At 47.1% G+C, this 21,143-nt stretch carries 18 protein-coding genes and 1 riboswitch; of the genes, 13 read left to right on the top strand and 5 right to left on the bottom strand.

The window, feature by feature from the left end; genetic code table 11:
* Positions 1-2: 2 nt before the first annotated feature.
* The 3 genes from BUA56_RS13280 to BUA56_RS13290 form a co-directional block, all read right to left on the bottom strand.
* Positions 3-1,541, bottom strand: a complete 1,539-nt coding sequence (locus BUA56_RS13280; protein ID WP_072852524.1) for a sugar ABC transporter ATP-binding protein — start codon at positions 1,539-1,541, stop codon at positions 3-5.
* 69 nt (positions 1,542-1,610) lie between these two features.
* Entirely contained in the window at positions 1,611-2,672 is a 1,062-nt protein-coding gene (locus BUA56_RS13285; RefSeq protein WP_084067933.1) for a substrate-binding domain-containing protein, read from the bottom strand.
* A gap of 200 nt (positions 2,673-2,872) precedes the next feature.
* Complete coding sequence (locus BUA56_RS13290; protein WP_072852525.1) at positions 2,873-4,027, bottom strand: tyrosine-type recombinase/integrase; 1,155 nt, start codon at positions 4,025-4,027, stop codon at positions 2,873-2,875.
* A 220-nt stretch (positions 4,028-4,247) separates the two neighbouring features.
* Here BUA56_RS13290 and BUA56_RS13295 point away from each other — a divergent pair, with 220 nt between their 5' ends.
* The 6 genes from BUA56_RS13295 to BUA56_RS13325 all read left to right on the top strand — a co-directional run bounded on the left by BUA56_RS13295 (position 4,248) and on the right by BUA56_RS13325 (position 10,105).
* Positions 4,248-5,540: an L-cysteine desulfidase family protein gene (locus tag BUA56_RS13295; protein WP_341443429.1), complete on the top strand. Its 1,293-nt coding sequence runs from the start codon at positions 4,248-4,250 to the stop codon at positions 5,538-5,540.
* Between the two features lie 61 nt (positions 5,541-5,601).
* Positions 5,602-5,716, top strand: a riboswitch (FMN riboswitch).
* 248 nt (positions 5,717-5,964) lie between these two features.
* Entirely contained in the window at positions 5,965-7,056 is a 1,092-nt protein-coding gene (ribD, locus tag BUA56_RS13305) for a bifunctional diaminohydroxyphosphoribosylaminopyrimidine deaminase/5-amino-6-(5-phosphoribosylamino)uracil reductase RibD (RefSeq protein WP_072852656.1), read from the top strand.
* Entirely contained in the window at positions 7,037-7,684 is a 648-nt protein-coding gene (locus BUA56_RS13310; protein WP_072852528.1) for a riboflavin synthase, read from the top strand. Before ribD ends, BUA56_RS13310 begins: the two co-directional genes overlap by 20 nt.
* A gap of 23 nt (positions 7,685-7,707) precedes the next feature.
* Positions 7,708-8,907 carry a bifunctional 3,4-dihydroxy-2-butanone-4-phosphate synthase/GTP cyclohydrolase II gene (locus BUA56_RS13315; protein ID WP_072852530.1) on the top strand — a complete coding sequence of 400 codons (1,200 nt, stop codon included), beginning with the start codon at positions 7,708-7,710 and terminating at the stop codon, positions 8,905-8,907.
* A gap of 63 nt (positions 8,908-8,970) precedes the next feature.
* Positions 8,971-9,438: a 6,7-dimethyl-8-ribityllumazine synthase gene (gene ribH, locus BUA56_RS13320; RefSeq protein ID WP_072852532.1), complete on the top strand. Its 468-nt coding sequence runs from the start codon at positions 8,971-8,973 to the stop codon at positions 9,436-9,438.
* 4 nt (positions 9,439-9,442) lie between these two features.
* Positions 9,443-10,105 (top strand): HAD family hydrolase, encoded by a 663-nt coding sequence (locus BUA56_RS13325; protein WP_072852534.1) that lies wholly within the window; start codon positions 9,443-9,445, stop codon positions 10,103-10,105.
* Between the two features lie 68 nt (positions 10,106-10,173).
* Here BUA56_RS13325 and asnA read toward each other — a convergent pair whose 3' ends face one another.
* Both asnA and BUA56_RS13335 read right to left on the bottom strand, forming a co-directional pair.
* Positions 10,174-11,184 carry an aspartate--ammonia ligase gene (gene asnA, locus BUA56_RS13330; RefSeq protein ID WP_072852536.1) on the bottom strand — a complete coding sequence of 337 codons (1,011 nt, stop codon included), beginning with the start codon at positions 11,182-11,184 and terminating at the stop codon, positions 10,174-10,176.
* A gap of 136 nt (positions 11,185-11,320) precedes the next feature.
* Positions 11,321-11,869: a YdeI/OmpD-associated family protein gene (locus BUA56_RS13335; protein ID WP_423241197.1), complete on the bottom strand. Its 549-nt coding sequence runs from the start codon at positions 11,867-11,869 to the stop codon at positions 11,321-11,323.
* Positions 11,870-12,425: 556 nt separating this feature from the next.
* On the opposite strand from BUA56_RS13335, the gene aspS reads away from it, so the two are divergent.
* The 7 genes from aspS to BUA56_RS13370 all read left to right on the top strand — a co-directional run bounded on the left by aspS (position 12,426) and on the right by BUA56_RS13370 (position 21,129).
* Positions 12,426-13,757: an aspartate--tRNA(Asn) ligase gene (gene aspS / locus BUA56_RS13340; protein WP_072852540.1), complete on the top strand. Its 1,332-nt coding sequence runs from the start codon at positions 12,426-12,428 to the stop codon at positions 13,755-13,757.
* A 54-nt stretch (positions 13,758-13,811) separates the two neighbouring features.
* A complete protein-coding gene (locus BUA56_RS13345) occupies positions 13,812-14,909 on the top strand; it encodes a hypothetical protein (protein ID WP_072852542.1) in 1,098 nt (365 codons plus the stop codon).
* 31 nt (positions 14,910-14,940) lie between these two features.
* Positions 14,941-15,234 (top strand): Asp-tRNA(Asn)/Glu-tRNA(Gln) amidotransferase subunit GatC, encoded by a 294-nt coding sequence (gene gatC / locus BUA56_RS13350; RefSeq protein WP_072852544.1) that lies wholly within the window; start codon positions 14,941-14,943, stop codon positions 15,232-15,234.
* A gap of 13 nt (positions 15,235-15,247) precedes the next feature.
* A complete protein-coding gene (gene gatA, locus BUA56_RS13355; RefSeq protein ID WP_072852546.1) occupies positions 15,248-16,729 on the top strand; it encodes an Asp-tRNA(Asn)/Glu-tRNA(Gln) amidotransferase subunit GatA in 1,482 nt (493 codons plus the stop codon).
* Positions 16,726-18,159, top strand: coding sequence for an Asp-tRNA(Asn)/Glu-tRNA(Gln) amidotransferase subunit GatB (gatB, locus tag BUA56_RS13360; protein ID WP_072852548.1), 1,434 nt, complete (start codon positions 16,726-16,728; stop codon positions 18,157-18,159). The genes gatA and gatB overlap by 4 nt, the downstream gene beginning before the upstream one ends.
* A 161-nt stretch (positions 18,160-18,320) precedes the next feature.
* Positions 18,321-19,667: an MATE family efflux transporter gene (locus BUA56_RS13365; RefSeq protein WP_341443430.1), complete on the top strand. Its 1,347-nt coding sequence runs from the start codon at positions 18,321-18,323 to the stop codon at positions 19,665-19,667.
* A gap of 181 nt (positions 19,668-19,848) precedes the next feature.
* Positions 19,849-21,129: a cation:proton antiporter gene (locus BUA56_RS13370; RefSeq protein ID WP_072852550.1), complete on the top strand. Its 1,281-nt coding sequence runs from the start codon at positions 19,849-19,851 to the stop codon at positions 21,127-21,129.
* The last annotated feature ends 14 nt before the right edge of the window (positions 21,130-21,143 follow it).

Below are 21,143 nucleotides of genomic sequence, written 5' to 3' on the forward strand. Positions count from 1 at the left end.
AATTAATCAGCCTCCTTTATATTTGGAACTTCGGATGAAGAGGTAATGCACTGCATCATATAATCCTCATTGATGTCATCACCGTACAGAATCCGCTCTGGCCTGCCGTCCTTTAAGATGAGTACCTTGTGGCACAAGGTGACAAGCTCGGCAAGTTCTGAGGAAACGACAATGACACCGGCATGGCTTTCTCTGGCAGCAGATTTGATTAACTGGTAAATATCCTGTTTGGTGTGGACATCTACGCCCCTTGTGGGTTCATCCAGCAAAAATATGGTGGGGTTGTGGATAAACCAACGGCCGAAGAGTAGTTTTTGCTGATTTCCCCCACTAAGTGAATTAGGTGCTTCCATAATAGATGGAACCTTAATTTTTAGTGCCTGAACGATATTCTTTAGGTAGGAATTTTCTTTTTTTGTGCGTATCAGCCTTTGTTTGCAGTACACACGGTGGGGCATGAGGAGTGTTTCGGGGATTGGCAGTGTCGGAAACAATCCACTTTCAGCTCTGTCTTCACCAATGTAGGCAATATTTCTATTTAATGCTGCCTGAGGAGATTTGGGCATATACCCTTCACCTCGAAGTTTCAAGCGAATCTGGGGATTTTTCTGGGCTCCCCAAACAGCGCGAAGAAGGGAACTCCGGCCGGAACCTGCTAAGCCTGCCAGACCTACAATTTCGCCCTCCTTAACGGAACAAGAGATGTCGCTGTTTTCCCATTCTATATTCAGTAATTCATTGTTTTTGTCTATTTCTTTGTAATCGTCTATGGAAACCGCTTCTTCCATAACCAGCGTTCGTCCGATCATGTCCCTGATAATATCAGCATCGCTTTTTTCTGACATGAGGGCTCCCTCAGTGACGGTTTGTCCGTCTCTGAAAATAGTTATGCGGTCACAGATTTCACGGATCTCGTTCATACGATGAGAGACGAAGATGATACCAAGCCCCTGAGCGGACAATTTTCGTATAATCTGGAACAGGCTTTGGGTCTCTCCAAAATTCAGAGATGAGGTTGGCTCGTCAAACAGTATGATTTTAGCCCCCATACTTACCGCCCGGGCAATCTCTATCATCTGCATCTGATCTGCCCGGAGTGTGGATACTTCATCTCTCAGTCTGATGCTGGCTGCTGCCTCGCCAAGAGTGAGGAGTGCTTCCCGGGCAATTTTATCGGATTCCTTCCAGTCATAGAAACCATTTTTATTAATATCCGGATTGCAGAGAGATATATTTTCAGAAACTGTCAGGTGGGGAACTAAGGAAAGTTCCTGATACACCACTGCTATGCCTTTTTCCATAGCATCTTTCGGAGATTTAAAACGAATCTCTCTGCCGTCTAGAATTATCTGGCCGTCATTGGGCATCTTTGAACCGCCTATGATCCCTATAATAGTTGATTTCCCGGCTCCGTTTCCGCCCATCAGAGCATGGATTTCCCCGGGATAGATGGAGAGGGATGCACCGTTGAGCGCTTTTGTTCCCCCGTATATCTTAACGATGTTGTGCATTTCCAGAAGGGGAGTTTTTCCATGTCCCATGTTGAGACCTCCTTTCGTTGTCCGTGCAAAGCCTCACGAGAGTGCTTTGCACGGAGGTTTGATATAAGTTTAATAAGAGCCGGCGGATTCCGGATATACCAGACGAAGGATTTCCTGAATTTCAGGATCGTCAACATTTTCTGTGGTAACTAACGGTTCCGGAAGAGGAATATCCTTTTCTTCAATCGCTTCGCCCTTGATTGCTTTGAATAACTGCTGTGCTGCTACAAGCCCCTGGCCGACAGCTTCCTGTACGACGATGCCGTCAATTTTACCCTCTCGTAAAAGAGCAATTGATTCCGGACTTCCGTCAGAGGATACCACAGATATTTTACCTGTTAGTCCTGCTGTCTCTAAGGCCAGAACAGCGCCGGTGCCAGCCTGCTCATACATGCCGTAAATCCCCTTAATATCGGGATGGGCGGTCAGAAGGTCGGTTGCCTCTGAGGTTGCCTCGCTTACTGTAAGGTCAGGCGTCTGGATAACCTGTACAATTTCTACACTTGCCTCTTCACAGGCCTTCTCAAGTCCAGCCATCTTGTTCTGTGCATTGGTGCGGTCCATGGGAAGTGCCAGAACGCCGATGCTGTTTCCGCCGAGCTCTTTTACACGCTCACACAGATATTTACCGTTATCGTACCCTGATGTGTAGTCATCAGCCGTAACACAGCAGGCGTAGTTGGTAACTCCTTCCTCTGCCCCGATAGCGGCGATTGTTACCGGGATGTTTGCTTCCTCTGCGGGATCAAGCACAGTAGGACAGCTGGTGGAGCTTACTGGACTGAGAATAATACCGTCAACGTTCTGAGTGATCGCGGTGTTAACATTGGTAGCCTGAGTTGTGGTGGAATTCTGTGCATCGTAGGTTACGAATTCAACCCCTTCTTCCTCACAAGCCTGCTTTACTCCTTCTTCAACCCACTGCCAATAAAGAATATCTTTTGACGGTGCAAGATATACAATTTTCTTGCCCTCCAGGCTGCCGCCGGCAGCTTCCTTATCCCCGGAATCCTGTGTTTTTGCGGTGTCAGTCTTGGCGGATGTGTCTGCAGCCTCTTCCTTCTTATCGCCGCACGCGGCCATAGAAAACACCAAACCTAAGGTTAATAAAATACTTAATGCCTTTTTCATGTAAAATCCTCCTTAATTGTTTTAATAGTCCTTTTCCCCTGGGCGTTTCCGCCGTAACCTCCCTTCTTTTGTGGTTTCCTATGCATTTTGATGCATTATTTATCATTAAACTAATACTTTAATGATAATTTATTATATAAATTGAAATTATGGGCAAAAAAGCGGCATAACTTTTTAAGTCATGCCGCTTTTTATGCCACTTAAAGATAACCAAACCGCAGTTTTTTCATCTCCGCCTTCTTTTGATCCGGGAGAACATGGGAATATAAATCCATGGTGGTAGAAAAGTTCTGATGTCCGAGTATGGACTGGAGAACCTTCGGCGCCATACCGGATTCCATGCACCTTGTGGAAAAAGTGTGCCGTAAGGTGTGAGGGGTCATAGGGGGAAAGGGGATCCCGGCCTTTTCATTGATACGTGTAACAATCTTGTTGATATCTGCATTTAGAACACCGTGACAGAGCGGTTTTCCGGTTCTTGAGGGAAAGACCAGACTCTCCATATCTTCCAGCTGCGGATGCTCGTTTCCCGGGCTTTCCCCGTGGAGCTGTTTATTCTGCAAGTCTTCCAGCAGGTTTATAGCCTTCGGCAAAAGGGGAATTTTTCTGTAACTGCTTGCTGTTTTGGGGGAGTCGCGGAAGCAGCCCCGCTGTTTGGTATATTTTATGGTGCCGGTAACCATGAGACAAGCATTGGAAAGATCTACGTCGCACCACCTGAGTGCTCTTAGTTCACCTACCCGCATGCCCGTGAAAAGGGCGAGAGAGTAGATAGGAAAATAAGGACTTTTCCGGGCATAATCCAAAAAAATTTCTTGTTCTGTTCTGGAAAGTGCCTGCTGGCGGGGGGCGGAGCGCTGCCGGGGCAGCTCAAGCTTCTGTACCGGATTATTTTGCAGGAGATTCAGCCTGCAGGCCTGCTTAAACAGGCTGTTCAAAAGAGTATAACACAGATGGACGGTATTATTGGAATAACCAGACTGCCTCAAATCATAGAAGAGCTGCTGCAGATTGTAAGGAGAAATATCTGCCAGCTTCCTCTGACCAAGGGAGGGGGATAGATAATTGGCATAATAGTTATGATAAGTATCTACAGTACCCTGTTTTACGGAAAGAGACTTATATTTATTCAGCCACAGGTCAAACCAGAAGTCGAGAGAAGGGGTACTTCCCATTCCCGGGGCGCCGTGCTCTATTTCATATCTGGTATTGCGCAGCTTTTCCGTTACTCCTGTAAGGGTCCTGTGATATACGGCATAGCGTTTGCCCTGAAAGGTAAATCTGCCCTGATAGGATTTATTAGGCAGCTGTATAATTCCCCGCCCCAATTCTCTTCCTTTTTGATCTTTTCCCATTTCTTAAAACCTCCTATATTATTTGTGCCATTTATATGCCAATTTGTTAATGATGGGACGTATGGCATATGTTTTTATCAGTATATAAGTTTTGGCCTGCAAGGGAAATATATGGATAAAGAAATTTGGAGAATACTGTTGACTTAACGGAAAAACATGTAATAATTAAGGGAGAATTGCGGATTGACAGAGGGAATCCGCTGCCTAAGAGCCTGGAGGAATGAGAATGGATAAAAATGATTGTAAATATAGAAAATATATAGAATTGCTGAAAAAGGAGCTTGTGCCTGCTATGGGATGTACGGAACCCATAGCCATAGCCTATGGAGCAGCCAGGGCCAGAGAGGTTCTGGGCGGGCTGCCTGCTCACACTAAGATTGCTGTGAGCAGAAATATTGTTAAGAATGTTAAGAGTGTGGTCATCCCCAACACCAACGGATTAAAGGGGATAGACGCAGCAGCAGCAGCGGGGATAGTCGCCGGCCGGGCGGATAAGGAACTGGAAGTGATATCGGCAGTTCCCGGGGATAAGAAGAGGGAGATAAAGGAGTATCTTGCGGCAAACACAATTGAGGTAGAGACTCAGGAGGGAGATCTGCTGTTCGATATACAGATTGAGATGTGTAAAGGGGAGGATCAGGTAAAGCTGAGAATTACCAGATCTCATACGAATATTGTCTATATTGAAAAAAACGGGAAAGTTCTGCTGGAGAATAGCTGTGAGGAGGCCAAGGAAAAGGAAGATGGTGTAGATCTGCTGACAGTGAAGGATATCGTAGACTTTGCGGAGTGTGCTGACTTAGAAGAACTTGCAGCTTATATAGAACCTCAGATTCAGTGTAACTATGCCATAGCCCAGGAAGGCATCCGGGGAACCTACGGAGCAAATATCGGAAAGGTACTGCTGAATTCTCAGGAGGATACAGTGCAGAATCGGGCGAAAGCTATGGCAGCAGCAGGTTCTGATGCCCGGATGAGCGGGTGCGAGCTTCCGGTGGTGATTCTTACAGGCAGCGGGAATCAGGGGATAGCAGCAGCTGTTCCTGTTATTGTCTATGCGGAAGAGATGGGGAGCAGCAGGGAGGAGCTTATCAGGGCAGTGGCTGTCTCAGACCTGATTACGATCCACCAGCGCTCCAGAATTGGTAAGCTTTCCGCTTACTGCGGGGCTGTAAATGCAGGATGTGCCAGCGGAACAGGCATTGCCTATCTTCAGGGCGGGAGATTTCCGGAAATTGCCCACACGATTGTAAACTCTCTGGCAGTTGTTTCAGGAATGATCTGCGATGGGGCAAAACCATCCTGTGCAGCTAAGATTGCTGTTTCTGTGGAGGCTGGTATATTGGGATACCATATGTACCTTCAGGGACAGGAGTTCAGAGGGGGAGACGGGATTGTGACCAAGGGGGTTGACGAGACCATTTACAATGTAGGGCAGCTGGGGAAAGACGGAATGCGTGAGACGGACAAAAAGATTGTAGATATTATGATGGGATGTGTCTCAAAAGAGTAAATTCCACAAAGATGCTGTTTGACATTTCCTGTATCCTGTGATAAAGTAATAACAACTTAATAGAAATCTTCAGGGCAGGGTTCGTTTCCCTACCGGTGGTATAGCCCACGAGCCGCAAGGCATGATTCGGTGTAACTCCGAAGCCGACAGTAAAGTCTGGATGGAAGAAGATAATTCATAACGATCGGACAGCGCAGCTAATGCTGTGCGGGTCTGAATTTCTTATGTTATTCAGCTCTGGAATGTTTATCATTTCAGAGCTTTTTACATATTGGGAAAACAACAGCGGTTTACTGCTGTGTGCAGTTTATCTGATGGATTGTTATGGAGCGCGCCGTGTCCTGGATATTTTTATTCAGGGCATTTTTTGTGTTTGGTCGAGAATAAAGGAGGCGCAGAACAATTGACAGAGGATGAAAAGTATATGCAGGCAGCACTGGAGCTTGCAAAGAAGGGTATGGGATTTGTGAATCCGAACCCTATGGTTGGGGCAGTCATTGTAAAGGACGGCAGAATCATAGGCCAGGGATTTCACGAGAGGTATGGAGGGCCCCATGCGGAGCGCAAAGCACTGGCATCCTGCAGAGAATCGCCGGAGGGCGCAGTCATGTATGTGACCCTTGAACCATGCTGCCATTACGGAAAAACTCCGCCCTGCACAGAAGCCATATTGGAGAGCGGGATTCGAAGAGTGGTGGCAGGGTGTGAAGATCCCAATCCTAAGGTGGCTGGAAAAGGGCTTCGCTGTCTCAGAAACGGGGGCGTGGAGGTGGAGCTTGGAACACTGGAAGAGGAATGCATTTATCTCAATGAAGTGTTTTTTCATTTTATTCGGCAACAGATGCCTTTTGTGGTTATGAAGTATGCAATGACAATGGACGGCAAAATTGCTACACGGACAGGGGCGTCTAAGTGGATTACCGGGGAAGCGGCCAGAAGGAGAGTACACGAGGACCGGCACCGCTATGCCTCGGTTATGGCAGGAAGCGGGACTGTGACAGCAGATGATCCTATGCTTACCTGCCGCCTGCCGGGTATGAGAAATCCGGTGAGGATTATCTGTGATTCCAGGCTGAGGATCCCATTAGACTCCCGGGTGGTCACCACAACCAGTGAGGTACCTACATGGATCGCTACCGCAAGCCCGGATCAAGAGCGATGGAAAAGATATCAGGAGGCGGGATGCAGAATCCTTTATACAGAGAGCGGAGTACAAGGGCACCTGGATCTGAAAAAGCTGATGGGGAGACTATACCGGGAGAAAATCGACAGCATTCTTCTGGAAGGGGGAGGTACCCTTAACTTTTCGGCGCTCCAGTCCGGGATTGTAAATAAACTGCAGGTATATCTTGCCCCGAAGATTTTTGGGGGGAGCAGTGCAAAAACTCCTGTAGAGGGACCGGGAGTTGCTGTGCCAGGGGATGCGTATATCCTTACCCGCAGCAGGATCGAGCCCCTGGGAGAGGATTTTCTGATAGAGAGTGAGGTGGAGTACGGTGTTCACAGGGATAATTGAGGAGATAGGAGTGATTGCCGGTATAACCAGAGGGGAGAAGTCTTCTGTGCTGCAGATAAAGGGAGAAAAAATATTCGGGGATCTGCGGAAGGGGGACAGTGTAGCGGTAAATGGAGTGTGTCTGACTGCTGCTAAAATCCAGGGAAATACGTTTGATGCGGATGTTATGTGTGAAACTTTAAACCGCTCTTCTCTGGGAAGTCTTCACACTGGCAGCAGGGTGAACCTGGAAAGGGCGATGGCCGCAGACGGGAGATTCGGGGGACATATCGTATCCGGCCACATTGACGGGACTGGCAGGATTCTGGAGGTAAAGAGGGAAGACAATGCTGTCTGGTACCGGGTGGAGGCGCCGGAGCGGATTATGAAATATATTGTAGAAAAAGGATCAGTTGCCATAGACGGAATCAGTCTTACGGTAGCCAGAGCGGGAAAACAGGAGTTCAGTGTTTCTGTCATTCCCCATACTGCTTCTCACACGGTTCTGTCGGAGCGATTCCCTGGAAGTATCGTGAATCTGGAGAACGATGTGATAGGGAAATACGTGGAAAAGCTGCTGGGAACAGAACGGGAGAAGAAGGATACCCCTGGGGTAACTATGGAGCTGCTTTGGAAAGCAGGATATTAGCGGATGGTTGAGGAGGATATATAATGGGTCAATACAGTACGATTGAGGAGGCTCTTTTGGAGCTTCAAAAAGGTAGAATTATTATAGCTACAGATGATGAGGACAGGGAGAATGAGGGGGATTTTATTTGCGCGGCCCAGTTTGCCACCACGGAGAATGTTAACTTTATGGCCAAGTACGGGAAAGGGCTTATCTGTATGCCCATGGGGGAGGAGATTTGCAAAAGACTGGAGCTGCCTCAGATGGTGGTGAAAAATACAGATAACCACGAGACTGCATTTACGGTTTCCATTGACCACATATCTACAGGAACCGGCATTTCTGCTGAAGAGCGTTCTGTTACGGCTATGAAGTGTGTGGAAAAGGGGGCGGGGCCGGAAGACTTTCGGCGTCCGGGACATATGTTTCCTCTTCTGGCCAGAAAAAATGGAGTTCTGGAGCGGGGCGGCCACACAGAGGCTACCGTAGATTTTATGCGGCTGGCAGGGCTTGAGGCCTGCGGACTTTGCTGTGAGATTATGAGAGATGACGGAACTATGATGCGGGGATGGGAACTGGAGGAGCTTGCAAAGCAATGGGATCTCAAGCTGATTACCATCAAAGCCCTTCAGGAGTACAGAAAGAAGCATGAGAAGCTGGTTGACCGGGTAACATGCGCTCATATGCCTACAAAATATGGGGATTTCCAGATTTACGGGTATGTGAATAAGCTAAACGGGGAGCATCATGTGGCCCTGGTAAAGGGAGAGATAGGAGATGGCAGGAATCTGCTGTGCAGAGTTCACTCGGAATGTCTGACAGGGGATGCCTTTGGTTCTTCCCGGTGTGACTGCGGCCAGCAGCTGGCAGCTGCCCTTGCCGGAATAGAGCGGGAGGGCCGGGGCGTTCTTCTGTACATGCGGCAGGAGGGGCGGGGAATCGGTCTCATTAATAAATTAAAGGCCTATGAGCTGCAGGAACAGGGGATGGATACGGTGCAGGCTAATCTGGCGCTGGGATTCAAAGAGGACCTCAGGGAATATTATATTGGAGCGCAGATTCTAAAGGATCTGGGTGCCAGAACGTTACGGCTGCTCACTAACAATCCCCAGAAAGTTTATGAGCTGGGAGACTATGGCATGGAGATTGTGGAGCGGGTATCGCTTCAGATGAAGGCTACAGCCCATGACATCGTTTATCTGCGCACCAAACAGGAGAAGATGGGGCATATGCTCAATTATTAAGGACTGGAAATGCAGGATGAACGGAAGGGCAAAAAGGATGGGAATGGAGGACACAGATAGACTATGAGAGTTTATGAAGGAAAACTGGTTACAGAAAACATAAGGGTGGGGATGGTTGCTGCCCGTTTTAACGAATTTATTGTATCAAAACTAATAGAAGGTGCTCTGGACGGACTGCGGCGCCATGGGGTTGAGGATGACAGCATTGACCTGGCCTGGGTGCCTGGAGCGTTTGAGATACCATTGATTGCCTCGCAGATGGCAAAAAGCGGGAAATATGACGCAGTGATCTGCCTGGGCGCAGTGATCAGAGGAAGTACGTCCCATTATGACTACGTGTGCAGTGAAGTGTCAAAAGGAATTGCCCAGGTATCTCTGAAAAGCGATATCCCTGTGATGTTCGGGGTGCTCACTACAGATACCATAGAGCAGGCCATCGAAAGAGCAGGGACAAAAGCGGGAAATAAAGGATTTGACTGTGCGGCCGGAGCAATTGAGATGGTTAATCTGATGCGGGAAATAAAGGAATAACCAGATGAATCTTTTGTTTGATTACGACGGGACCCTTCATGACTGTGCAAGAATCTATATACCTGCTTTCCGGGAGGTGTACCGCCGGATAACAGAGGCTGGATATGTCCCGTTCCGGGAGTGGAGAGACGCGGAGATTACAAAATGGCTGGGATACAGCCCCAGGGATATGTGGAATGTCTTTCTGCCTTCGCTATCTGACAGGGAAAAAGAAAAATACAGCAAGGCCATTGGAACCTGCATGGAGGAACAGACAGATTCAGGAAACGCACATCTGTATCCGGGGGCAGAAGAAATGCTGGAGGAACTCAAACAAGCAGGGCATACTCTGCTGCTCCTTAGTAACTGTAAAACTGCATATATGGAACAGCACAGAAGAATATTTCAGCTGGACAGATATTTTACAGGATATTATCCTGCAGAAGCGTACGGATACCAGGAAAAGTGGAGGATATTTCCCATAATAGAAAAGAAACATCCGGGAACCTATGTTGTGATAGGGGATCGGCTTCATGATATGGAGATCAGGGAGAGGTGGGGGATCCCGGCAATTGGGTGTGCGTATGGGTATGGAAAACCGGAAGAACTAAGGGAAGCAAATGGGATTGCGGAGAGTATAGAGGGGGTAAAGCAGGAGATAGATAGAATTGGGGACAGGGCTGGGTGAAAAAGGGACACCCTGAATCCATTTTGGGACGTGTTCTTTCTAGAAAGAACACGTCCCCTTTTTACACTTTAAAGTAATGGTATCCCATGTGCCTCGGCGTAATCTAAGGTTTCCCGGGGCCAGATGGAGGCCTGCACTTCTCCGATGTGGGCCTTACGCAGAAAGAACATACAGATACGGGACTGTCCGATTCCTCCGCCTACGGTGTAGGGCAGCTTTCCCTCCAGGATGGCTTTTTGGAACGGAAGGTTGGCCCGTTCCGGACATCCTGCTTTTTGCAGCTGACTGAGGAGTGCTGCTTCGTCCACCCGGATTCCCATGGAGGAGAGTTCCAGAGCAATATCAAGTACCGGATAGTAGACAATAATATCCCCGTTGAGGCTCCAGTCGTCATAGTCTGGTGCCCGGCCGTCGTGTTTTTCACCGGATGCAAGGACATCTCCGATCTGCATAATAAATACAGCTCCATGTTCTTTTGCTATCTTATATTCCCGTTCTTTGGGGGTGCAGTCCGGATATTTATCCTCTAATTCCTGTGAGGTGATAAAGAAGATTTCTTTCGGCAGTATTTCTTCTATGTAGTCGTACTGAATGGCCATATATTTCTCTGTTTTTTTAAACACTTTGTAAACTGTTGCCACGATCTCTCTCAGTTTTTGTTCTGTCCGCTCTTCTTTGGATAGGATCTTTTCCCAATCCCACTGATCTACGTAGAGGGAATGGATATTGTCTGTATCCTCATCCCGGCGTATAGCGTTCATATCTGTGTACAGGCCTTCGCCGTAGGAAAAACCGTATTTGTAAAGAGCATAACGTTTCCACTTTGCAAGGGAATGTACGATCTCTGCCGGAGAGTCCTCCTGTTCTCTGATGCCGAAGGATACCGGGCGCTCAAACCCGTTCAGATTATCGTTGAGGCCGGATTCGGGGGTTACGATCAGGGGCGCGGAAACTCTCAGCAGATTCAGGCGCTGGATCAGTGTCTGCTGAAAAAAATCTTTGACAGTTTTGATTCCTATCTGGGTATCGTACAGACTAAGCTGGGGGGTATATCCCTCTGGTATAATAAATGATTCCATGTTTATTCTCCCTTTTTGGTGTTGGTTAAAATATATATTCTCTAATTCTTTATAATATAACAAAACCCCCTTAATGTACAACTATAAAATTAAAAAAGCAGCTGGCAGAACGCCTGTGAAAAGAGTGTGGTGACAGTTACATTGGCTTTAAATTTTTATTGAGCCTCTCTACCATCCATGCCAGGCGTTTTGCACGTCCCCCATCTGTTTTTGCGTCAAGGTAGGCTCGGGTATATGTTTTCTTTACGGATAAGGGCATAGACAAAAAGTTAGAATATGCAGGTTCGTAATTTTTTAATATGGAGGATAAAGATGAAATCTGATCTTCTGTAACAGCTGGGGCTTTGGGAGCATCCCATTGTCCGTTTTTCTTTGCCTCGGCTATTTTTGCCCTGCCGTAGTCGGTCATTTTTCCCTGATTTTCCAGATTTTTGGCCAGTGCTTTGTTTTTTTCAGACCATTTACTGTTTTCCCTGCGCAGGGAAAAATATTTTTTATAGGTTTTATCATCAATACTTTTCATCTGCCCGTCTATCCAGCCAAAACAAAGGGCTTCTTCCAGTGCTTCACTTGCCTTAAGTGTTTTTGGCCCCCCTGCTTTGCCAAATAGAAGCCAGATGCCTGTGTCTGACAGACTGTGCTGCTGCAGCCAACTTCTGAATTCTTCCCGATTGCGGAACTCCATTATATTGTTAATAGGACAAACCTCCTTTTGCCTATGGTTGAAAGGCTGATATTTCGTTTACAGTTACTTGTCTTCGGACTTTAGTTTATGTCCGTATTCTACCATGTACTGGCTCCTTCGTCTATCAAAGGAAAAAAATCAGATAAAAATCTAAAAAACACCTTGCAATATACTTTTAAGTGTGATACTATCAATACCATAAATTTTGAAAATGCAAAGAAAGAGACTCTGTTCTCTGAAACTTGACAGGAATTCGGCGTCACCGACTGAGAGCGCTGATGAAGGGAAGGAGACAATAGGGAACACTCTGGAGCAGACCGGTTGAAACAGCAGTAGGTCGGTACGTGGCACGCGTTAAGTGCAGAGTGACAGGAACAGAGCAAGAACTGTTCTCCTGTAACGCGGGTGGTACCGCGGGAACAAAGAGATCCCGTCCCGGAATATCTAAGGATATTCCGGGATTTTTTTATTAATGGCGCCATGGAAACTAGAGACAGACGGTGAAGAACGTGCACATCTTCCCGGATTCAGGATGTAATGTAAAGGAGAGAGAAATATGGAATTTATAAAAGGTGTCAAACAGCCGGAAACATTAGAAATTTGCCAGTTACTTCAGGAGGGAATGGAAGGTAATCAGGTAAAAGTGAATGGCAATGTACACACCATCCGGAATATGGGAAATGTTGCATTTATTATTTTGAGAAAACGGGAAGGTCTGGTACAATGTATTTATGAGCAGGAGACCTCGGAATTTGATATCAAAGAGGTTAAAGAGGCAGCGGCCGTGGAGATCTGCGGGGTTCTGAAAAAGTCAGAGAAAGCTCCAAACGGCATTGAGATTGAGGCAAAGGGCCTGAAAATATTAAGTGAGCCTGCGGAGACAATGCCGCTGTCAATTTCCAAATGGAAGATGAACACATCCCTGGAAGCAAAATTAAACTACCGTCCCATTGCCCTGCGCAATATCAGAGAACGGGCAAAGTTTAAGATACAGGAGGGGGTGGTCAGGGGATTCCGCGATTTCCTGTATCAGCAGGGATTTACTGAGATTCATACACCAAAGATAGGTGCGAAGGGAGCAGAGGGAGGAGCCAATATCTTTAAGCTGGATTATTTCCATCGACCTGCAGTGCTGGAACAGAGCCCTCAGCTGTATAAACAGATGATGGTAGGTGTTTTTGACAGGGTTTTTGAAACAGGGCCTGTATTTCGGGCAGAGAAGCATAATACAAAACGTCATCTGAATGAGTACACAAGCCTGGATCTGGAATTCGGATTTATCCGGGGATTTGAGGATGTTATGGCGATGGAGACAGGATTTCTCCAGTATACGATGGAGCTTCTGAAAAAAGAGTACTCCAGAGAGCTTCAGATATTGGGCATAACGCTCCCGAAGGTGGATGAGATCCCAGCAGTCCGCTTTGATAAAGCAAAAGAATTAGCAGCAGAAAAATATGGTCGTAAGATCCGAAATCCATTTGATTTGGAGCCGGAGGAAGAGATACTAATCAGCCAGTATTTTAAAGAAGAGTATGACGCAGATTTCGTATTTGTGACACATTATCCCTCAAAGAAAAGACCTTTTTATGCCATGGAGGATCCGGAGGACAGGAGATTTACTCTGAGCTTTGACCTTTTGTTCAGAGGGCTTGAGATTACTACCGGGGGGCAGCGAATCCATGATTACCGCATGCTTACTGAAAAGTTAGCCGCCAGAGGAATGACGGAGGAAGGGCTGGAGCAGTATCTGGATACCTTTAAACACGGTATGCCGCCCCACGGTGGGCTGGGCATCGGACTGGAGCGTCTTACGATGAAGATCATCGGAGAAGATAATGTGCGTGAGACTACACTTTTTCCGAGAGATCTGTCAAGATTGGAACCGTAACAGGGGCGGAGCTGCCGCCCCAAATACAGCCGGGGAGGCAGATAGGAAGCGCTTATGAATAAAAATATTGGAACTTGTTTTCTGTGCGGCGGCAGAGTGAGAAACGGCATCTGCACAGAGTGTGGAATGGACAACAGGAAATCGGATGACAGTTATCGGTTAAACAGCGGGGAGTGTGACAGGGAACCGCTTACCCATGTACATGTTCATGAGGAAGAGGCGTCAGAAAAGAAAGGGAAAGTAAAGAAAGCGGCGGACAGTGGAAATCGGAAACCAGGAAAATCATCAGCCTGGGGTACAGGGGAGAGGCCGAAAAATTATGGGAAATATTATCACAGCAGCGGGAAAAAGCCTGCCGCCAAGAAGACTGGGTTATGGGCAGTTATAATTATTGCAGTCATAGGAGTTCTGCCCAATATCGGAAAATCTGTATACGATGCCTACCAGGAGAAGAGGGCGGAGGAGACCCTGTCTTCAATAAAAGACTTACAGGATTCTTCGGACAGCTATGATCCCTACCAGTTTGTGAATGAGAGTATACCGGAGGAAGGGGAGTATCTGCAGGCAGAGCTGTCCGCCGGATATTACCAGATCGGCATAGATCTCCCCGAGGGAATCTATAAATGTACCCGAAAAGATGGCACTGGTTTTCTTAATATTGTGGACAGTGAGCACAATGTTTATCAATATGAAAGCTTTCAGGAGAATGACCCAGAGGAAATCTCAGATTTGAAAATGTTTCAGGGCGCCGTCCTTCAAATTAGCGGCGGGGTTGTGTTAAACCTGGAGACAGAAAACGCCCAGGCATCCTCAATGGAGGAGGCAGAGCCGAACCCTCTCACCGAAGAGCTGACACTGGAGGGGGATAACTCGGCTGGAACAGACTTTCCCCCGGGAACCTATGATGTAAGTGCCGCAGATAATTTTGGTATGTTAGAGATAGAACTGCCGGGCGGGGGTGAATCCCCATATACAGTTAGTTTTCTGCTGGATTCCCAGCGCACCGAAGAGTATCCCGGCTATAGCCAAGAAGTCCGGAATTTATATCTTCCGGAGGGAACAAAGGTATCCGCAGAAGGGTTTGAGGTTAACATGGTACCCAGCGAGAGGAGTACCTCATTGGATTATAAAGTGTACTATGGTTTATGGTAACTGACTGACAAAAAAAGTGAGGAGAAATCGTATGTCTGAGCGAATCAGTGATGAGACAATTGAATATGTTGGTATACTGGCGAAGCTGGAATTAAGCCAGGAGGAAAAAGAACAGGCCAAAATTGATATGGGAAGAATGCTGGATTATATTGATAAGCTGAATGAACTGGATACCAGTGGTGTGGAGCCAATGTCCCACATCTTTCCCGTTCATAACGTTTTCCGCGAGGATACTGTAACCAATGGGGATGACAGTCAGAATATGCTGGCCAATGCTCCTGAAAAGAAAAATGGAGCCTTTAAGGTGCCTAAGACAGTAGAGTAGGAGGAAAACATTCATGAGTATCTTATCATTAACGGCAGTCCAGCTTGGCCAAAAGATAAAAGAGAAGAAAATTAGTGTGAGAGAGGCAGTGGAGGCGTCTCAGGAACAGATTGAAAAACTGGACAGCACTCTGCACTGCTACGTGACAACGGATGCAAAAAAAGCTCTGGAGCAGGCCGGGCATATCCAAAAGAAAATAGACGAAGGGACATTGACAGGTCCCCTGGCCGGAGTGCCTGTAGCGTTGAAAGATAACCTATGCACAGAGGGGATGCTTACAACCTGTAGTTCTGACATCCTGGGAAACTTTGTACCCACTTATACAGCGGAAGCTGTCCGGAACCTGGAGCGGCAGGGGGCTGTGATTTTGGGCAAGACGAATATGGATGAGTTTGCCATGGGAAGTACAACAGAAACCTCGGCATACGGCATAACCAGGAATCCCTGGAACACGGACCATGTGCCGGGGGGCTCCTCGGGGGGCTCCTGTGCGGCAGTGGCGGCGGGAGAATGTTTTTACGCCCTTGGCTCCGATACCGGCGGTTCTATCCGTCAGCCCAGTTCCTTCTGCGGCGTTACCGGCATCAAGCCCACCTACGGAACCGTATCCCGATATGGTCTGATTGCATACGGTTCGTCTCTGGACCAGATAGGCCCGGTAGGAAAAGATGTGGCAGACTGTGCTGCCATATTAGAGGCAATTGCTTCTTATGATAAAAAAGACAGCACATCTGTTAAGCGAGAGTCCTATGATTTTACATCCGCTTTGGTGGACGATGTAAAAGGCATGAAGATAGGAATCCCCAGGGACTATCTTGGAGAGGGACTGGATCCCGAGGTCAAATCCGCTGTCCTTAGTGCGGCAAAAACTCTGGAGGAGAAAGGGGCTTGTGTGGAGGAATTTGACTTGAGTCTGGTAGAATATGCAATTCCGGCATATTATGTTATCGCATCTGCAGAGGCCAGCTCCAATCTTTCCCGATTCGACGGAGTCAAATACGGATACCGGACAAAGGAGTATGACGGTCTTCACAGTATGTACAAAAAGAGCCGGTCCGAGGGTTTCGGACCGGAAGTAAAACGCAGAATTATGCTGGGATCCTTTGTACTGAGCTCCGGCTACTATGATGCCTATTACCTGAAGGCTCTGCGGACAAAGGCTCTCATCAAACAGGCTTTTGACAAGGCATTTCAGAAATATGATCTGATTCTGGGACCGGTAGCTCCCACAACCGCCCCAAAACTGGGGAAATCTCTGGCGGATCCGCTGAAAATGTATCTGGGCGATATTTATACGATCTCTGTCAATCTGGCCGGCTTACCAGGAATGAGCGTTCCCTGCGGAACAGATTCCAAAGGACTGCCCATTGGACTGCAGCTGATAGGTGATTGTTTTCAGGAAAAGAAAATCATTAGAGCGGCCTATGCCTTTGAACAGACCAGGTCATACGAAGGGCCTAATCTGGACCGGGTGAAAGGAGGAGAGGAAGCATGAGCAGGCAGTATGAAACCGTTATAGGATTGGAAGTCCATGTAGAGCTGGCGACGAAGACTAAGATATTCTGCGCTTGCTCCACCGAATTCGGAAGTGCCCCCAACACTCATACCTGCCCTGTCTGCACGGGCATGCCGGGGTCTCTTCCGGTATTGAATAAGCAGGTTGTGGAGTATGCCATGGCAGTGGGGCTTGCTACAAACTGCAAGATTAACCAGTACTGCAAATTTGACCGGAAGAATTATTTCTATCCTGACAACCCTCAAAATTATCAAATCTCCCAGCTGTACCTGCCAATCTGTCATGACGGAGGAATTGAGATAGAGACATCTTCAGGGAAAAAGGTGATAGGGATCCACGAGATTCATATGGAAGAGGATGCGGGAAAATTAATCCACGATGAGTGGGAGGACTGCTCCCTGGTAGACTACAACAGAAGCGGGGTACCTCTTATAGAGATTGTATCGGAACCTGATATGAGAAGTGCCGAGGAGGTAACGGCGTATCTGGATAAGCTGAGACTGATCATCCAGTATCTGGGAGCATCCGACTGTAAACTTCAGGAGGGGTCTATGAGGGCGGATGTTAACCTCTCTGTGAGGGAAGCGGGCAGCGGGCAACTGGGAACCAGAACAGAGATGAAGAACTTAAACTCCTTTAAAGCTATCGGAAGGGCAATTGAGGGAGAACGCGCACGCCAGATTGAATTGCTGGAGGAAGGGAAAGCAGTAGTCCAGGAGACCAGACGCTGGGATGATAACAAGGAATACTCCTATGCCATGAGATCCAAAGAGGATGCCCAGGATTACAGATATTTTCCGGACCCTGATCTGGTCCCTGTAATGATAAGCGATGAATGGATACAAAAGGTGAAAGAGAGACAGCCTGAACTCCGCACAGAGAAGCTGCTGCGCTACAGAAAAGAATTTGATATCCCCCAGTATGATGCTGAGATTATTACGGCATCCAAAAAATTGGCCGATATCTTCGAGGAAGCCACCGCAGTGTGCGGCAAACCGAAAAAGGTTTCTAACTGGCTGATGGTGGAAACCCTGAGACTTTTAAAGGAGAATGATATGGAGCCGGAAGACATCCGGTTTTCCCCTGAGAATCTGGCAAAGCTGGTACTTCTGACAGAGGCCGGAACGATTAACAGTACGGTGGCAAAGGAAGTCTTTGAAGAAGTGTTTGCCCGGGACATTGACCCTGAAGCCTATGTGGAGGAGAGGGGACTGAAGACGGTAAACGATGAGGGGGCTTTAAGAGAAACCATTGCCGGAGTTATCGCGGACAATCCTCAGTCTGTGTCTGACTATAAGAGCGGAAAAGAGAAGGCCATTGGTTTTCTGGTGGGCCAGACTATGAAGGCCATGAAAGGAAAGGCAAATCCTTCTGCAGTGAATAAAATATTAAAGGAATTATTGCAGTAGCCGTTAAGTATGCTATAATAGGCAAAGAGGCTGTAATTCCTGTTGAGAGAACCTGTGAATCTCTTTTTGGTTTGCAGGTTCTATTTTTCTGCCCCGGCGGAAGAGAGAAAGAAAATAGGAAGCCTATTTATATAGGAAGAAATACATACAGGGAGATGAATATGCAGATTAATAACAAACAATTTTACCGCACAGTGGCGGGGCTGGTGCTGCCTATGGCACTCCAGAATCTGATTAATGTGGGGGTCAGCTCAGCTGACGTTATTATGCTGGGTAAGGTGGGGGAGATTGCTCTGTCTGCCGCTTCCCTGGCAAATCAGGTGTTCTTTATCCTGAATCTGGCTCTTTTTGGACTTACTTCCGGTGCCAGTGTGCTGACTGCCCAGTACTGGGGAAAGCAGGACACCAGAACCATCGAGAAGGTAATGGGAATGTCGTTTCGTATTGGGCTTTTGGCTGCCTTTGTGGTGACAGCCGCTGTATGGATTGCCCCGGTTCCAATCATGAGACTTTTTACGAATGAGGCTGTGATTATTGGGGAAGGGGTACGCTACCTCAAGATTGTATCTCTGTCATATCTTATGTCGGCATTTACAATGGTCTATCTGAACATTGTGAGAAGTGTGGAGAGAGTAGTCATTGCAACTGTGGTGTACAGCATCTCCCTGGTGGTAAATATTATCCTTAATGCTGTGTTTATCTTCGGACTTTTGGGACTGCCTGCTATGGGGGCGGCCGGAGCTGCACTGGGGACGGTATGCGCAAGGGCCACAGAGGTTATCATTGTCGTTTTTTACGCGGTGAAAATAAACGATACCGTAAGAATCCGGATAAAGGATCTCTTTGTGCGGGACAGACTGCTGGGGAGGGACTTCAGAATCTATGCATTTCCTGTTTTGCTCAATGAGGTGGCATGGGGCAGCGGTATGGCAGTGATTACGGCCATAGTCGGGCATCTGGGAAGTGCCGCAGTGGCTGCCCACTCGGTAGCTCAGGTAAGCCGGCAGCTGTCAATGGTAGTCAGCTTTGGGATTGCCAGCGCCGCCTCCATCATGGTAGGGAAATCTATAGGTGAGAAGAAAGAGGAGCTGGCCAAGGAGTATGCCAGAAGATTCCTGAAGATATCTATTATTCTGGGGATTTGCGGCGGTGTATTGATTCTTATGATTTCTCCCGTTGCATGTGCGCTGCTGAATCTTACAGACCAGGCAAAGGGATATCTGAAGATTATGATGATTTTTATGTCTTATTATGTAGTGGGACAGGCGTATAATTCCACTATGGTTGTAGGAATCTGCAGGGCAGGGGGAGATACTAAGTTCGGCCTGGTGCTGGATGTGGGGATTATGTGGATATGCTCCATTGGGATGGGCGTATTTGCTGCCTTTGTGCTTAAGATGCCGATGCCTTGGGTCTATATCTTCCTGGTGAGCGATGAGATTATCAAGATACCGTTCTCGGTAAAAAGACACCATACCTACAAATGGCTGAAAAATGTTACCAGATAAAAGACAGCATAATTACAAGAATATAGGACGTAATACGTGTTAAAAAGTGCAGGTATTCATGCAAAAATCGGTAAAAAATAGCAATAATAGAGAAAATCTGCAAGAATATAAAAAACATCTTTCATTTTTATGGACAAATGATATAATTATCCTTGGCTAAAGAAAAAGGGGGACATGAAAGATGAAGTCATATGATTTTTTGTTGGATCTGGCTATAATTTTGCTGAGCACGAAGCTGTTCGGACTCTTAACACGTAAGATTCGCATGCCTCAGGTAGTAGGAGCGCTGCTGGCAGGCTTGCTTCTGGGACCGGCGGTTCTTGGCATTTTAAAGCAGACAGAGTTTATCCATCAGGTATCTGAAATCGGTGTTATTGTACTGATGTTCTGCGCAGGACTGGAAACCGATATCGATGAGCTGAAGAAAAGCGGAAAGGCTTCCTTTATTATTGCGCTTATGGGAGTAATCGTTCCGCTGGCGGGAGGATTTGGCGTTGCCTGGTACTTTAACCGGCCGGGAATGCTGGAATCAACAGCAGATACAAGCCTTCTGCTCCAGAACATATTTATCGGCGTAATTCTGACCGCCACATCTGTAAGTATTACAGTGGAGACCCTCAAAGAGATGGGAAAGCTGAATACGAAAGCGGGAAATGCTATTCTGGGTGCAGCTATTATTGATGATATTCTTGGTATTATCGCACTGACACTGATCACCAGCATGGCTGATCCGTCGGTGAAAATTGGGGTTGTCCTGCTGAAGATTGCCGGTTTCTTTGTTGCTGTTGGACTGGGCGGTTATCTGATACATATTTTGTTTAAAAAATGGGTTACCGGATATAAAAGGGATCTGCAGAGATTTGTTATTATTTCATTTGTGATCTGTCTTATATTTGCCTATGTGGCGGAAGAATTCTTCGGCGTTGCTGATATCACAGGCGCTTTCTTCGCGGGACTCATCATTACAAAGACGACAAAGACGAATTATATAGCCCGCAGATTCAGTACACTGTCTTACCTCTTGCTTTCACCTGTATTTTTTGCCAGTATCGGTATCCAGGTAGAACTGCCGGAGATGTCATCTATGCTGATCGCATTTTCAGTGATACTGGTTCTTGTTGCAGTTCTTACTAAGGTTGTGGGCTGCGGCCTGGGAGCTAAAATGTGCCGCTATTCCAATAAGAATGCCATAAGGATTGGAACGGGTATGATTTCAAGAGGAGAGGTTGCGCTTATTGTGGCTGCGAAAGGAGACAGTGTTGGTCTGATGTCTGCTTCCCTTCTGGGTCCAGTGGTGGTGGTAGTAGTAATTACAACTATTATTTCTCCCATTCTTCTGAAGCTGGCATTCTCTCACAGTAAGAAAAAGATTCAGGAACCGGAAGAGTATGTGAGTAATGATTTGGCAAAAGTATATGAAGATGAAGATATAGGAAACCAATACACGGGGACCCGTGAATAGACAGGAAACGGTGC

The organism is Lactonifactor longoviformis DSM 17459, assembly GCF_900129135.1.
In the GTDB taxonomy this organism is placed as follows: Bacteria; Bacillota; Clostridia; order Lachnospirales; family Lachnospiraceae; genus Lactonifactor; species Lactonifactor longoviformis.

Bases quoted from the DNA above. Each gene is read 5' to 3' on its own strand.
- BUA56_RS13280 (WP_072852524.1), bottom strand. From the start codon at position 1,541: ATGGGACATGGAAAAACTCCCCTTCTGGAAATGCACAACATCGTTAAG.
- BUA56_RS13285 (WP_084067933.1), bottom strand. From the start codon at position 2,672: ATGAAAAAGGCATTAAGTATTTTATTAACCTTAGGTTTGGTGTTTTCT.
- BUA56_RS13290 (WP_072852525.1), bottom strand. From the start codon at position 4,027: ATGGGAAAAGATCAAAAAGGAAGAGAATTGGGGCGGGGAATTATACAG.
- BUA56_RS13295 (WP_341443429.1), top strand. From the start codon at position 4,248: ATGAGAATGGATAAAAATGATTGTAAATATAGAAAATATATAGAATTG.
- ribD (WP_072852656.1), top strand. From the start codon at position 5,965: ATGCAGGCAGCACTGGAGCTTGCAAAGAAGGGTATGGGATTTGTGAAT.
- BUA56_RS13315 (WP_072852530.1), top strand. From the start codon at position 7,708: ATGGGTCAATACAGTACGATTGAGGAGGCTCTTTTGGAGCTTCAAAAA.
- ribH (WP_072852532.1), top strand. From the start codon at position 8,971: ATGAGAGTTTATGAAGGAAAACTGGTTACAGAAAACATAAGGGTGGGG.
- BUA56_RS13325 (WP_072852534.1), top strand. From the start codon at position 9,443: ATGAATCTTTTGTTTGATTACGACGGGACCCTTCATGACTGTGCAAGA.
- asnA (WP_072852536.1), bottom strand. From the start codon at position 11,184: ATGGAATCATTTATTATACCAGAGGGATATACCCCCCAGCTTAGTCTG.
- BUA56_RS13335 (WP_423241197.1), bottom strand. From the start codon at position 11,869: ATGGAGTTCCGCAATCGGGAAGAATTCAGAAGTTGGCTGCAGCAGCAC.
- aspS (WP_072852540.1), top strand. From the start codon at position 12,426: ATGGAATTTATAAAAGGTGTCAAACAGCCGGAAACATTAGAAATTTGC.
- BUA56_RS13345 (WP_072852542.1), top strand. From the start codon at position 13,812: ATGAATAAAAATATTGGAACTTGTTTTCTGTGCGGCGGCAGAGTGAGA.
- gatC (WP_072852544.1), top strand. From the start codon at position 14,941: ATGTCTGAGCGAATCAGTGATGAGACAATTGAATATGTTGGTATACTG.
- gatA (WP_072852546.1), top strand. From the start codon at position 15,248: ATGAGTATCTTATCATTAACGGCAGTCCAGCTTGGCCAAAAGATAAAA.
- gatB (WP_072852548.1), top strand. From the start codon at position 16,726: ATGAGCAGGCAGTATGAAACCGTTATAGGATTGGAAGTCCATGTAGAG.
- BUA56_RS13365 (WP_341443430.1), top strand. From the start codon at position 18,321: ATGCAGATTAATAACAAACAATTTTACCGCACAGTGGCGGGGCTGGTG.
- BUA56_RS13370 (WP_072852550.1), top strand. From the start codon at position 19,849: ATGAAGTCATATGATTTTTTGTTGGATCTGGCTATAATTTTGCTGAGC.